The sequence below is a fragment of the Xylophilus rhododendri genome, assembly GCF_009906855.1.
GTDB lineage: Bacteria > Pseudomonadota > Gammaproteobacteria > Burkholderiales > Burkholderiaceae_C > Xylophilus > Xylophilus rhododendri.
This window is the reverse complement of record NZ_CP047650.1, coordinates 687631-700886: the sequence shown is the minus strand read 5'-3', so window position 1 is coordinate 700886 and position 13256 is coordinate 687631. Positions and strand designations below refer to the sequence as shown.

General features: G+C 69.3%; 14 protein-coding genes. 5 read left to right on the top strand and 9 right to left on the bottom strand.

The window, feature by feature from the left end; all coding sequences use genetic code 11:
- Nucleotides 1–68 precede the first annotated feature (68 nt).
- The 4 genes from phnE to GT347_RS03290 are packed head-to-tail and all read right to left on the bottom strand — an operon-like array spanning nt 69 to nt 3361.
- Nucleotides 69–833, bottom strand: coding sequence for a phosphonate ABC transporter, permease protein PhnE (gene phnE / locus GT347_RS03305; RefSeq protein ID WP_160550614.1), 765 nt, complete (start codon nt 831–833; stop codon nt 69–71).
- Nucleotides 830–1663, bottom strand: coding sequence for a PhnE/PtxC family ABC transporter permease (locus GT347_RS03300; protein WP_160550613.1), 834 nt, complete (start codon nt 1661–1663; stop codon nt 830–832). Before GT347_RS03300 ends, phnE begins: the two co-directional genes overlap by 4 nt.
- The gene (locus GT347_RS03295; protein WP_160550612.1) at nt 1654–2487 is read right to left on the bottom strand and encodes a phosphonate ABC transporter ATP-binding protein; all 834 of its coding nucleotides are present in this window, start codon (nt 2485–2487) and stop codon (nt 1654–1656) included. Before GT347_RS03295 ends, GT347_RS03300 begins: the two co-directional genes overlap by 10 nt.
- A gap of 7 nt (nt 2488–2494) precedes the next feature.
- The gene (locus GT347_RS03290; protein ID WP_160550611.1) at nt 2495–3361 is read right to left on the bottom strand and encodes a putative selenate ABC transporter substrate-binding protein; all 867 of its coding nucleotides are present in this window, start codon (nt 3359–3361) and stop codon (nt 2495–2497) included.
- Between the two features lie 133 nt (nt 3362–3494).
- On the opposite strand from GT347_RS03290, the gene selD reads away from it, so the two are divergent.
- From selD to GT347_RS03275, 3 genes are all read left to right on the top strand, one after another.
- Nucleotides 3495–4568: a selenide, water dikinase SelD gene (selD, locus tag GT347_RS03285; RefSeq protein ID WP_160550610.1), complete on the top strand. Its 1074-nt coding sequence runs from the start codon at nt 3495–3497 to the stop codon at nt 4566–4568.
- The gene (gene mnmH, locus GT347_RS03280) at nt 4565–5641 is read left to right on the top strand and encodes a tRNA 2-selenouridine(34) synthase MnmH (RefSeq protein ID WP_160550609.1); all 1077 of its coding nucleotides are present in this window, start codon (nt 4565–4567) and stop codon (nt 5639–5641) included. The genes selD and mnmH overlap by 4 nt, the downstream gene beginning before the upstream one ends.
- Before the next feature lie 73 nt (nt 5642–5714).
- Complete coding sequence (locus GT347_RS03275) at nt 5715–5942, top strand: hypothetical protein (protein WP_160550608.1); 228 nt, start codon at nt 5715–5717, stop codon at nt 5940–5942.
- Nucleotides 5943–5954: 12 nt separating this feature from the next.
- On the opposite strand, the gene GT347_RS03270 is transcribed toward GT347_RS03275, so the two are convergent.
- Together GT347_RS03270 and GT347_RS03265 are read right to left on the bottom strand one after the other, a co-directional pair.
- On the bottom strand, nt 5955–6377 hold the full coding sequence (locus tag GT347_RS03270; RefSeq protein WP_160550607.1) for a hypothetical protein: 423 nt from the start codon (nt 6375–6377) through the stop codon (nt 5955–5957).
- A gap of 127 nt (nt 6378–6504) precedes the next feature.
- Complete coding sequence (locus GT347_RS03265) at nt 6505–8358, bottom strand: AI-2E family transporter (protein WP_160550606.1); 1854 nt, start codon at nt 8356–8358, stop codon at nt 6505–6507.
- 119 nt (nt 8359–8477) lie between these two features.
- On the opposite strand from GT347_RS03265, the gene GT347_RS03260 reads away from it, so the two are divergent.
- Nucleotides 8478–8948, top strand: a complete 471-nt coding sequence (locus tag GT347_RS03260; RefSeq protein WP_160550605.1) for a hypothetical protein — start codon at nt 8478–8480, stop codon at nt 8946–8948.
- A gap of 73 nt (nt 8949–9021) precedes the next feature.
- Complete coding sequence (locus tag GT347_RS03255) at nt 9022–9297, top strand: hypothetical protein (RefSeq protein WP_160550604.1); 276 nt, start codon at nt 9022–9024, stop codon at nt 9295–9297.
- A 4-nt stretch (nt 9298–9301) separates the two neighbouring features.
- On the opposite strand, the gene GT347_RS03250 is transcribed toward GT347_RS03255, so the two are convergent.
- The 3 genes from GT347_RS03250 to paoC all read right to left on the bottom strand — a co-directional run bounded on the left by GT347_RS03250 (nt 9302) and on the right by paoC (nt 13254).
- Nucleotides 9302–9598 (bottom strand): hypothetical protein, encoded by a 297-nt coding sequence (locus GT347_RS03250; protein ID WP_160550603.1) that lies wholly within the window; start codon nt 9596–9598, stop codon nt 9302–9304.
- A 132-nt stretch (nt 9599–9730) separates the two neighbouring features.
- Nucleotides 9731–11038, bottom strand: coding sequence for a lytic murein transglycosylase (locus GT347_RS03245; protein WP_160550602.1), 1308 nt, complete (start codon nt 11036–11038; stop codon nt 9731–9733).
- A 20-nt stretch (nt 11039–11058) separates the two neighbouring features.
- The gene (gene paoC, locus GT347_RS03240; protein WP_160550601.1) at nt 11059–13254 is read right to left on the bottom strand and encodes an aldehyde oxidoreductase molybdenum-binding subunit PaoC; all 2196 of its coding nucleotides are present in this window, start codon (nt 13252–13254) and stop codon (nt 11059–11061) included.
- Between the last annotated feature and the right edge of the window lie 2 nt (nt 13255–13256).

The following is a 13256-nucleotide window of genomic DNA, read 5'->3' as shown; positions in this document are numbered from 1 at the left end:
TTGTCGAAGTGGCCAGCGCACGCGCGGTGTAAGGCAAATGCCCGGACCGGGCGGGGATTTGCAGCCGGTCAGCGCGCCATCGCCCGGCGGCACAGATAGCTGGCGCCATCCACCAGCGCCACCAACAGCAGCATGGCCAGCAGCACGGTCGCCGTCCGTCCCATCTGGAACAGCCCCAGGTGGAAGGCCAGCATCTGCCCCAGCCCGCCCGCCCCGACCACGCCCAGGATGGCGGCGGCGCGGATATTGTTTTCCCAGCGGTAGAGCGTGTAGGAAACGATCTGCGGCAGCAGCTGCGGCAGCGTGGCATAGCAGAACACCCGCAGCGCGCCGTTGCCCTGGATGCGCAGGGCGGCTGCCGGCCCGGGCGGACTGTTCTCCATCGCCTCGCCGAACAGCCGTCCCAGCACGCCGGTGGTGTGCAGCGCCAGCGCCAGGGTGCCGGCCAGCGGGCCCAGGCCGGCGGCGATCAGCAGCAGCGCCGCCCAGACCAGTTCCGGCACCGCACGCAGGCCGTTGAGCAGCAGGCGCACCGGGCCCCGGGCCCAGCCCCGGCCGGCCACCGCCAGCAGCAGCCCGCCCAGCGCGGCCAGCACGGTGCCCAGCGCCGACATGGCCAGGGTTTCGCCCGAAGCCACGAAGATCTTGCGCAGAAAGACAGGCGACACCTCGGGCGGATAGAACTCGCCGATGAAATGCCCCATCGACGCCAGCGCGCCCGGCGACAGGAAGGCGGCCCACTGCAGGTCCAGCTCCCGGAAGCTCGCCACCACCAGCGCCAGCACCGCCAGGCAGAACCAGCAGGCCTTGCAGCGCAGCAGCGGCCGGTTCATCCCAGCCCCCGGCGCAGCCAGGCGCTGACCCGGTCGGCCACTGCCACCAGCAGCACGAAGACCAGCAGCATGGTCGCCACCTCGTCGCCGGCGAACATCTTGGTGGAGGTGTCCAGCATCTGGCCCAGCCCGCCCGCGCCTACGAAACCGAGCACCACCGAGGAGCGGATCGCGCACTCCCAGCGATAGACGGTATAGGACGCCAGCTCCGCCGCGCTCTGCGGCAGCAGCCCGTAGAAGAAGGCCTGCAGCCGGCCGCTGCCATTGCCCAGCAGGTGGCGGGTGCTGCTGTGATCGCTGCTTTCCAGGATGTCGGCATAGACCTTGCCGAGCATGCCGCCGTAGGTGAGGGCGATGGCCAGCACGCCGGCCGTGGGGCCCAGGCCGACCACCCGCACGAAGACCAGCGCCCAGACCAGTTCCGGAATGCTGCGTAGCACGATCAACAGCCAGCGCAGGCCTTGCCGCAGCGCGGCCGGCAGCGGCGCCATGCGGCCGGGCAGGGCGGAGATCGACAAGGCCCGGGTCGACAGCAGGCAGGCCGGAATCGCGATCACCCAGGCGAGCGTGATGCCGGCGGTGGCGATCGCCACGGTGCGCCAGGTCTGGCGGGCCACCTGCGCCAGGAAGTCGGCCCCGGTGGCGGGTGGGAAGAAGGCGCCGAGAAAACGTGCGCTCGATGCCCGGCTGGCCGCGTCGAACAGCTGCCAGGGCCGGAATTCGGTGGCCACCAGGGTGGGCCAGAGCAGCAGCAGGGCCAGGCCGGTCCAGAACAGCCGGCCGATCCAGGCGGGATCGTGCTGCCGGTGCAAAGCCGGCTTCAGCGGCATTGCATCAGCACCGGCGCGGCCGCCGTCGGTGGCAACGCGTCGAACGGCGGGGCGCCGGGCGAGACGAGTTCCGCCTCGTGCTGCGCATACAGCGCGGCCAGCCGCGCCGCATCGACCTGCGCGGCGGGCAGGTCGAAGGCGACGACGCCGGCGCGCAAACCGACGATGCGGTCGAAATGCGCCAAAGCCATGTCCACCTGGTGCAGCGTGGCCAGCAGGGTGATGCCGCGTTCGCGCGCCAGGCCGGTCAGCGCGGCCAGGGCCTGTCGGGAGCGGGTCGGGTCCAGGGCCGAAAGCGGCTCGTCGATCAGCCACAGCCCGGCCGGCGCCATCAGCGCGCGGGCCAGGCCGACACGCTGGCGTTCACCGCCGGAAAGGCGATCCACCCGCGCGAAGAGTTTCTCGGCCAGGTCGAAATGCGCCAGCGCGGCGCGGGCGCCTTCGATATCGGCCGGATAGAACAACGAGCGCAGGCTGCGCGCCAGGCTCCAGCCCGGCAGGCAGCCGGCCAGCACGGCGGTCACCACCCGCTGGCGCGGCGGCAGGGGCGGCGTCTGCGGCGCCAGGAAGAGCCGGCCGCGCTGGCGCTTCAAGGCGGCGGCGCCGAGCGTCCAGGGATCGGTCTCATCGAAGGCGATGCGGCCCTCGCCCGGCCGCAGGCTGGCGGCGGCCAGTTCCATCAGGGTCGTCTTGCCGGCGCCCGAAGGGCCGATCACGGCGACCTGCTCGCCGCTGGCCAGGTGCAGGTCGATGCTGCGCAGCACCGCACTGCCGCGCGGCGCCGAGGGATGCCGCGCGTGAACGCCCCGCAGGTCCAGCCTCATCGAAAACTCAGAGCAGGCCGGCGCTCTTGGCGGCGGTCTCGATGCCCTTGTAGTTTTCCGGCTTGGTCGGGATGAAACGCGTGGCGCGCTGCAGGCTCAGCACCTCGCGGCCTTCGGGCGTCTTGTCGTTCAGATCCAGGAAGGCCTTGGTGATGGCCTCGCGCAGCTCGGGCGCCATCTCGCTGCTCACCGACCAGTTGTAGTCGTAGTAAGGCGGGGTGGTGTAGAAGACATGGACGCGGCTGGTGTCCACCTTCTTGTCGGCCACGAACTTTTCCCACACCGAGATGTTGACCGCGCCGGCCTGCACCTTGCCGCCGGCAACGGCCGCGATGGTCGCGTCATGTGCGCCGCTGTAGGCCACGCGGCGGAAGTCCTTGTCCGGATCCACACCGGCCTGCAGCAGGAAGCTGCGCGGCATCAGGTGACCGCTGGTGGAGCTTTGCGCGCCGAAGCTCACGTCCTTGCCCTTGAGGTCGGCCAGGGTCTTGATGGCCGGATCGGCGGTGATGAAGACCGACTTGAACTTCTCGTCCTCCTCGCGCTGCACCAGCGGAATCACCTTGCCGCCCGAGCGCGCCGAGGCCTGCACGAAGGTGAAGCCGCCGAACCAGGCCAGGTCGACCTTGCGGTTGATCAGCGTCTCCACCGAGGCGGCGTAGTCGGTCACTGGGGTGAACTCCACCTTCATGCCCAGGCGCTGCTCCAGGTATTTCACCAGCGGCGCGGCCTTGCGGGCCAGCTCGGTGGGCGATTCGTCCGGAATGGCGGTGACACGCAGGATCTTCTGCTGCTGGGCCTGGGCGGGAAGCTGGAAGGCGCCGGCCAGCAGGGCGCAGGCGAGCAGGGCGCGGCGGAGGGTCGAAGTGGTCATGTAAGGGACAGGCCGTAAACCGAAAGCCGGCATTACACCCCGAAAGAATGACGGTGCGACACTCCCGCCTCGCATCCCCGCGCAGGGCGCTGCGGATTTCCAGCCGAACGAACACATACCGGAGAGCCTCCCGATGAACGCCCCCCTCGCCGCCACTGTCCCGCCACGCCTGACTTCGCTGTCCCACGGCGGCGGCTGCGGCTGCAAGATCGCCCCCGGCGTGCTCAGCGAGATCCTGCGCAAGGCGCCCGGCATGCCGGTGCCGCCGCAACTGCTGGTCGGCATCGAGACAGCCGACGACGCCGCCGTCTACCAGCTCACCGACGAGATCGCCCTGGTCGCCACCACCGATTTCTTCATGCCCATCGTGGACGACCCCTTCCAGTTCGGCCGCATCGCCGCCACCAACGCGATCAGCGATGTGTATGCCATGGGCGGCAAGCCGATCATGGCGCTGGCGCTGGTGGGCATGCCGGTCAATGTGCTGTCCACCGAGGTCATCGGCGAGATCCTGGCCGGCGGGCAATCGGTGTGCCGGGAGGCCGGCATTCCGATCGCGGGCGGGCACACCATCGACTCGGTCGAACCGATTTACGGGCTGGTGGCGCTGGGGGTGGTGCACCCGAAACGCGTCAAGCGCAATGCGGATGCCCGGGTGGGCGATCGCCTGGTGCTGGGCAAGCCGATCGGCGTGGGTGTGCTGTCGGCCGCGCTCAAGAAGGAAGTGCTGCCCGAAGCCGGCTACGCCCGCATGATCGCCACCACCACCAAGCTGAACACGGCCGGGCCGGACCTGGCGGCTCTGGACGGCGTGCATGCGCTCACCGACGTCACCGGTTTCGGCCTGGCCGGCCATCTGCTGGAACTGGCGCGCGGCGCGGACCTGGGTGTGCGGCTGGACTGGAGCAGCGTTCCCCTGATCGACGGCGTGCGGGAGTTGGCCACGCAAGGCTCGGTCACCGGCGCATCGGGCCGGAACTGGGAGGGCTATTGCGCGGAGGTGTCGCTGCCGGAAGGCTTTCCAGCCGCCGAACGCGCGCTGCTGACCGATCCGCAGACCAGCGGCGGCCTGCTCGTGTCCTGCGACGCGGGCTCCGTCGACGAGGTGATGGCGGTGTTCCGGCGCCATGGCTTCGAGGCCGCGGCGGTCATTGGCGAAGTGGTCGCCGCGCCGTCCGGCCGACAGCGACTGGAAGTGCGTGCATGACCCAGCGTCCATTGGCCCGCGCGGACGAGTACCGCCGCTTCGAAACCATCATCGACGCGCGTTCGCCCAGCGAGTTCGCGCTCGACCACATCCCCGGCGCCATCAACTGCCCGGTGCTCGACGACGAGGAGCGCCGCATCGTCGGCACCCTCTACCACCAGACTGGCGCCTTCGAGGCCCGGCGCGTCGGCGGCGCCATGGTGGCGGCCAACCTGGCGCGGCACATGTACGCGCATTTCGCCGACCGGCCCGCGAACTGGAGGCCGCTGGTCTATTGCTGGCGCGGCGGTCTGCGCAGCGGCTCCATGGTCACCTGGATGCGTATGGTCGGCTGGGATGCGCAGCAGCTGGCCGGCGGCTACAAGAACTTCCGCCGCCATGTGGTCGACCAGCTGGCCGAACTCAGCCCGCGGCTGCGCCTGAAGGTGATCTGCGGCGCCACCGGCAGCGCCAAGACCCGGGTGCTGCATGCGCTGCAAGCGCAGGGCGCCCAGGTGCTCGACCTGGAATTCTTCGCCAGCCACAAGGGCTCGCTGCTGGGCCGCCTGCCGGGCCAGCCGCAGCCCTCGCAAAAGCGCTTCGAGACCCTGTTGGCCACCACCCTGGACGCCTTCGACCTGCAGCGCGACGTGTATGTGGAAGGCGAGAGCCCCCGTATCGGCCAGCTGAACCTGCCGGTGGAACTGGTCGAATGCATGCGCGCCGCGCCCTGCATCGAGGTGCGCGCCACGCTGGATGCGCGCCACGCCTATCTGCTGGAGGACTACGCCTACCTGGGCGACGATCCCGAGGCACTGGCCACCCAGCTCGGCCAGCTCAAGCAGCTGCAGGGCGGCGAGAACGTGCGGCGCTGGCAGGACTGGGCGCGCCAGCGTGCGCTCGCACCGCTCTTTTCCGAGCTGATCGCGCAGCACTACGACCCGCACTACGAACGCTCCCAGGCCCGCCACTTCGCTCACTGGGCGGAGCGGGCATCCGTGGCGGCGGACGAGCTCTCGCCAGGCGGCGTTTCGCGTATCGCGACCGAGATTCTGGCGATGGAAAAGTCAGCGCCGGCACCGTCGAAAACATGATCGGCCCGATTGTTTTTTGCTAATGCGGCAGCGTGACAAACGTGATTTACTCCGCCCCCTGGAGGGATACAACATGACGGTGGAGTACCTGGTCAACATCGGCGCGGCCCAGCTTTATTTCGATGGAGACCGCATCCGGCTGAGGCCGGCGGAGCGAAACGCGGGAACACAGCTGGAGCCGGTGCACTTCGTGCTGAACAAGGAAGAGAACCCGCTGCTGCAAACCAACTGGGACATCGGCCTGGCCGAGTTCAGCGAGGACCAGCGGCGGCTCGGCCAGCTCTGGAAGCGGGACCGTTAGGCCCGCTATCTTTCAGCTGCGCAGCAGCAGCGTGGCCAGCGCCACCGCGCCGGAGGCCACCAATGTGGCCAGCAGCCACATCGGCCTGCTCAGGCGTTTGGCGCGCCGTTTCACCGGCGCGTCTTCCCAGGCGTCGAGCTGACTCAGGGTGAAGCCGGTATCGCGCTTGGCCTGGCGTTCGGCCTCCAGGCGGGCGTTGTCGGCGCGGCGGGCGGCGATCGCCTTTTGCTGCGCGGCACGGAACTGGCTGCCATCGGGATCGGACGCCAGGCCCCGGGCGCGCAAGGCCTCGGCGATGGCCTGGGAGCGTCTTTTCTCCTGCGCCTGTTCTTCTCGGCGGGCGGCGAGCAGCGAATCCTGAAAATCGGTTCGGCCACGGGTGGCAGGGCGGGCCGGGTCGGCGTGCGGATCGGAGTTGTGCCAGTCGGAGGTCATGAAGCCTCAGTCTGCAACGAAAGTGCCGCGCCGCCAGAGAGATGAACCCGTGCTCACTGTGTAGGACGCTTCCGCAGAGCTTGTAGGAAAAAGGCGCGGGGAAGGCGCCTGCGGACGGCGGCACCGATCAGTTCGGTTGGAAACGGCGCCGCACTTCCTCCAGCGCCTCGCTATAGGAGTGGGCGATGGCGTCCACTTTCAGCCCCGCCTGCCGCCCCTCGGCAGGCACGGCCGCCGGCAGCACCGCCACCAGCGGCACGCCGGGCAGCAGCTCGTGCAGCCGGCCGGCCAAGGCCGCCGCGGCGCTCCCTTCCTGCGCCGGATCCATGCTGGCGATGAACACCAGCGCGACACTGCCGGCCTTGGCCTCGGCCGGGCGGTGGTCCAGATCGGCGATGGAAATATGGCGCGCATCGACCTGCGCATCGCGCAGCACCCGGACCAGGATTTCGGTGACCAGATCGTCGCGCTGCGAACCCATGCCGATGCACAGGGCCACCGATCCGGGCGGCACTTCCAGCGGACCCTGGTAGCGGCCCAGCACCGCCTCGCGCTGGCGGCGCAGCAACTGGCCGGGGCCGGCGTCGTCCGCCGGATCGGCCTTGCCGCGGCGACCTCCTGCCGGCCGCTCCTTCGGTCCCAGCCGCGCCAGCAGCGAGGCCATGGTGGCCCGCACGTTCTGCTGCTGCAGCGGCGAGATGCTGCCGGCGGCGAAATCGCGGCCGGCCAGCTGCAGCGCCGGCATCAGCACTTCGTCGCAGTAGCGCGCCAGGCTGCTGCGGGCGAGGAACTTGCGCGCATCGGCGATCAGCTCATGCGCATCGCCGGCCAGGGAGCGCTGGTAGAAGCGCTGCGACAGCGTGAGCGCCGGTGTGTCGCCGAAGAGGATGTCGAGAAAGGCCAGCCCCCGCACATTGCGCCCGGCCACCACCAGGCACAGCGTCAGCGGCGTGGACAGCAGCAGTCCCACCGGCCCCCAGATCCAGCCCCAGAAGATGGCCGCCACCACCACCGAGATCGGCGACAGGCCGGTGCTGTGCCCATAGAGCAGCGGCTCGACGATCTGCGCGACGATGAGTTCCACCGCGACGAACAGCGACAGCGCGCCCAGGCAGAGCGTCCAGCCCGGATCGGCCGCAGCGCCGAACAAGGCCACCGCGCCGGCCGCCAGGAAGATGCCCACATAGGGCACGAAGCGCAGCAGCGCCGTCAGCACGCCCCAGAGCAGCGCCTGCGGCACACCGATCAGCGCCAGGCCGAGCCCGGCGATGACCCCCACGCCGGTGTTGACCGCCAGCTGCGACAGGAAATAGCGCGACAGCCGTTCGCCGGCATCGTTGAGCGCATGGCTGGTGGCGCGCAGGTCGCCGCCGGCCAGCCGGATGAACCGGTCGCGCAGGGATTCGTGCTCCAGCAGCGCGAAGACCAGGGTGACCAGCACGATGGCCGTGGTGCCCAGCGGCGCCCAGACCGAGGACAGCAGCCGCCAGACGATGGTCAGGGCATTGCGGCGCGGCTCGTGGATCTCCACCGGCACGGTGCGGGTCTGGCGGCCGTGCAGCGGCGGCGGCGCGCCCATGAGCTGGGTGGCATCGCCTTCCATGGCCTGCAGCCGGTCCAGCGTGGCGGTCTGCACCAGTTGCAGCTTGGAGCGCAGGGTCTGCTCGTATTCGGGCAGCTTCTGGCTCATGGCCGAGAGCTGCATCGCGATCGCCACCGCCACGCCGCCCAGCACCAGCGTGACCAGCCCCACCGCCGACAGCACCGCGCCGAACTGTCCGAGCCGCCGTCGCTTGAACAACCGCACCAGCGGCGCGATCACCAGGCTGAGGATGGCGGCAAGCGTGATCGGCACCAGGATCTCGCGGCCCAGGTAGAGCAGCGCGAGGATGGCGGCGCCGGCCAGGATGTTGACCGCCAGGCGGATCGAATCCGGGACGACAGGCGAAGGGTCGGGTGTGGGGCCATCTCCGGTGCTCATGGCGGGCAGCTTAACGGTTGCTGTCGAGTGATCCGGTTTCTGTTTGACGAAATGCTGTATATTTAAACAGTATTTTACGAACAGAGGTTCCGCCAGCGATGGGCAATACGAAACGCAGCATGGACGAAGTCTTCGCCGCCATTGGCGCGGCCATGGCCGAGACCCGCGGGCGCACGCTGGAGCAGATCGATCCGGCGGCCGATGCCGCGATCGCGGCGGCGCGGCGGCAGGTGTCGATCACGCTGCAGGACTATCCGCTGCAGTCGGGCCCCGAACCGGCCGAGGCGCAATGGCGTTATCGCCAGGAACTGGAACGGGCGCTGCACGGCCCTCTGGCGGTACCGGGCGCCCTGCGGGCCTGGACACTGGCGAGCGAAAGCGATGGCAACAGCCTGAGCGCCGAGGAACGCCAACTCGCCCAGGCCTGGGTCGTCGCCACCCAGCGGGCAAGGGCCGAGGGCATGCGGGGGCTGGCGGAATCGCACACGGCCTGGTTCGAAGTCCGTGCCGTCAAGCCGCCGGCCGCGCCATCGCCGATGGCTCAGCCGGCCCCGGCGCCTTCCCGTCCCGTTCAAAGCAGCCTCTTCTGAATCGGCTTGCGGACGGGGCAAGCCGGGTATCCCCAGGTTTTGCTGGATGTAAGAATGTAGTCACAATCGCTTCATGACCCCCCCACCCACCGCGCCGATTCCGGACCCCAAGCCTTCACGCTCTCCCAATTTCGTGGTCTGGATGGTGGTGGGAGTGCTGGCGGTGGTCCTCTGGCAGACGAGCGCCAGCCGTGAAGTCGATTCCATCGAAACCCACCGGCGTGTGGTGGAGAACTGCTGGGACGCTGTGGAAAGCAAGCTGCCGACGCAGCGTTCGCGCACCGAGCAGATTCAGACCTGCGAGCGCATGGAGCGCGGTTTCAAGCAGATGTACGGCTCGGGCTTCTGAAGCTTCATTCCTGCGAGGCGACCAGCGCCTCGGGACGGCGCCGGGTGGACTGCGCGAGATGGCTTTCCAGCTGCTGGCAGGCCACCCGCATGTCGTGCAACACGTCGCCCGCCGGCTGCTCGGTCTCGATCTCGTGCCAGCACTGCGCGACCTGCAGGCGCGGGTCCTGACCGGCGCCTGCATTCACACCCGACACCAGCACGAACAGCGCGGCGGCCGCGGCAGCCACGCAGCTGACATAGACGATGCGGTTGGGCAGGGAAGGCTCGGGGTCCAGCGCAGGGTCGAGTTCAGGGCTCATGGCGGTCTCGCAAAGATGGGATGTGCTGGACCAGGAAGATCGCGTTTCGCCCGCGGGTCCGGAGTCATCCATTGCCGCGCCCTGTGTAGGGAAAATTGCCATTGCGCATGTGATGCGCGGGCGGGCGAAACCTCAGGGCTGCAGGCGCTGCAGCAGCTCCAGGGTGGGATAACCGTCCGGCGCGTTGCCCAGGCTGCGCTGATAGGCGCGAATGCCGTCGCGGGTGGCCGGGCCCATCATGCCGTCCGGCGTGCCGCTGGGGAAACCGCGTTGGTTCAGCGCCGTCTGCAGCGACAGCAACTGGCTGCGGCTCAGGTTGACGAGCTGGCGCGGCCAGGCCGCCATCACGCCGGGACCGCCCGCCAGCCGCTGCGACAGCAGGCCCACGCCCAGCGCATAACTGATCGAATTGTTGTAGCGCAGGATCGCGCCGAAATTGGGCCCGACCAGGAAGGCCGGTCCGCCGGCGCCTGCCGGCAGCAGGATGTAGCCGTCCGACAGGGCCGGCAGGGCATCGCCCTGGGCCGCGGCCAGGCCCTCGGCCTGCCACTGCGCGCTCGACTGTTTGACGCGCGGATCGGCACGGGCCAGGTCGAAGCCGGCCGGCAGCCGCACCTCGAAACCCCAGGGCTCGTTGGCGCGCCAGCCCGAGCGGGCCAGGAAGTTGGCGGTGGAGGCGGTGACATCGGCCATGCTGCCCCAGATGTCGCGGCGGCCGTCGCCGTCGGCATCGACCGCATAGGCGAGAAAGGCCGAGGGCAGGAACTGCGTCTGGCCCATGGCGCCGGCCCAGGAGCCGATCATGTGTTCGCGGTCGATGTCGCGGTTCTGCAGGATCTTCAGCGCCGCCAGCAGTTGCCCGCGCGCCCAGTCCTCGCGCCGGCCTTCGAAGCCCAGGGTGGCCAGGGCGTCGATGGTGGGGATGTCGCCGTAGTTGCTGCCGTAATTGCTTTCCATGCCCCAGATCGCCATGACGATGCTGGCCGGAACACCGTAGCGGGCGGCCGCGGCATCGGCCTGGGCCTGCACTTCCTGCCACTTCTCCTGGCCGCGCCTGATCCTTTGCTGGGAGACGGCGGTGTCGAGGTATTCCCAGACCGGCCGGGTGAACTCCGGCTGGCGGCCATCGAGTTCAACCACGCGGGGCAGGAATTGCACGCCGCCGAAGGCCTGGTCCAGTGTGGCGGCGTCCATGCCGCTGCCCAGGGCGGTCTCGCGTACCTTGGCCAGCCAGTCGGCAAAGCCTGGCGGCGAGGACGGATTCACCGCCAGACTTGGCGCGGGCGGTGCAACGGCTGCCGGTGCTGCGCTGACGGCCGCGTCGGGCATGGAGACCACAACCGGCTTGTTCGCTGCGGGAGCGGCGCAGGCCGCGACGAGGAGGGCGGCGACGGCGCTGGTGAGCGCCGTGCTGGCAGTTCGGGCGAATCGATGAGGCATCGGCCGATTCTCTACCCGCCTCAGGCCATGCCGCGAATCAGCTTGTCCAGCGTCAGCGGATAGTGCCGCACCCGTACGCCGCAGGCGTTGTAGACCGCGTTGGCGATGGCCGCCGCACTGCCGCAGAGGCCGAGTTCCCCGATGCCCTTGGCCTTCATGGGGGAGGACTTGTCGTCCACCTCGTCCATGAAGAAGACGTCCTGCACCGGCATGTCGGCATGCACCGGCACGTGGTATTCGGCCAGGTCGTGGTTGACGAAATAGCCGTGGCGTTTGTCCACGATGGCTTCCTCCATCAGCGCCGCGCCCAGGCCCATGGTCATCGCCCCTATCACCTGGCTGCGCGCGGTCTTGGGGTTGAGGATGCGGCCGGACGCGAAGGCGCCGCTCATGCGCCGCACCCGCACCTCGCCGGTGGCGGCATCCACGCCCACTTCCGCGAAATGGGCGCCGAAGGTGGCCTGCGCATATTGCTTGTCGAGGTCGCCGAACTCGATGGAATCCTCGGCGGCGATGCCGGCATTGCCTGCGATGTCGCCCAGCGAGATCGCCCGGCCCTGCGACAGCACCTTGCCTGCTTCGAACAGCGTGTCGTCGATGTCGAACCCAGCCTTGCGGGCGATCGCCCCGCGCAGCGCCATGCAGGCCGCATACACGCCCGCGGTGGAACTGTTGCCGCCCCATTGCCCGCCGGATCCGGAAGACACCGGATAGGCCGAGTCGCCCAGCCGCACCTGCACCTGCTCCAGCGGCACGCCCAGCATCTCGGCGGCGGTCTGGGCGATGACGGTGTAGCTGCCGGTGCCGATGTCGGTCATGTCGGTGGACACGGTGACCGTGCCGCGCCGGTCTATGGCCACATGCGCACCCGATTTCATCGTGAGATTGCCGCGGAAGGCGCTGGCCATGCCCATGCCGACCAGCCAGCGGCCGTCGCGCTGCCGGCCCGGCTCGGCGATGCGCCGCTCCCAGCCGAAACGCTGGGCGCCGGTGCGCAGGCAGCCCACCAGGTCGCGGTGGGAGAAGGGGCGCTCGGGCTTCTCCGGATCGACCTGCGTGTCGTTGGCGATGCGCAGGGCGACCGGGTCCATCTTCAGCGCCTCGGCGAGTTCGTCCATGGCGATTTCCAGGGCCATCAGGCCGGGCGCCTCGCCGGGGGCGCGCATCGCGTTGCCTTCGGGCAGATCGAGTGTGGCCAGGCGGTGCGAGGTCATGCGGTTGGCGCCGGCATAGAGCTGGCGGGTCTGCATCGCGGCGGTTTCGGGCTGGCCGCCCTTCAGGTCGCCGGACCAGCTCTCGTGCGCGATCGCGGTGATCTTTCCATCCTGCCCGGCGCCGATGCGGATGCGCTGGATGGTCGCCGGCCGGTGGGTGGTGTTGTTGACGATCTGCGGCCGCGCCAGCGCCACCTTCACCGGCCGGCCCGCCGCGCGTGCGGCCACCGCGGCCATGACCGCGTCGCTGCGGATCCACAGCTTGGAGCCGAAACCGCCGCCGACGAAGCTGGAGATGACGTGGAAGTTTTCCTTGGGCAGGCCGAAGACTTCGGCCAGGTCGCGCCGGGCCCAGGCGATCATCTGGTTGGACGTCCACAGGGTGAGTTTGTCGCCCTCCCAGGAGGCGATGCTGGCGAAGGGCTCCATCGCGCTGTGGCTCTGGTCGGGCGTGGTGTAGGTCTGGTCGACCTTCACGCTGGCGTTTGCAAAAGCGCCTTCGAAGTCGCCGACGGCGGTATCGGGCTGGTCCTTGCCCATGTCGGGCTTGGCGGCTGAGTCCTTTTGCGCGGCCAGGTCGAACTGGCCTGGGCTGGACTGGTAATCGACCTGGATCAGCTTGCTGGCCGAGCGGGCCTTCTCGAAGCTGTCGGCCACGACGATGGCTACCGCCTGGTCGAAATGCTCCACCTCCGGCCCTGCCAGCAGATGCGCGGTGATGGCCTTGGCCTTGCCGACCTTGCCGGCGTTCTGATAAGTGACGACGGAGATCACGCCCGGCGCGGCCAATGCGGCCTGCGTGTCGATGCGTGTGATGCGGCCCTTGGCGATGGCCGCGCCCAGGACCACGCCGTAGGCTTGGTTCTTCACCACGTCGTGGCGCTCGTAGGCATAGGGCGCGGTGCCGGTGGTCTTGCGCGGGCCGTCGATGCGGTCGTGCGGCTGGCCGATGACCTGCAGGCGGTCGATCGGGTTCTGAGTGGCGGGTTTGTCGAACTTCATGG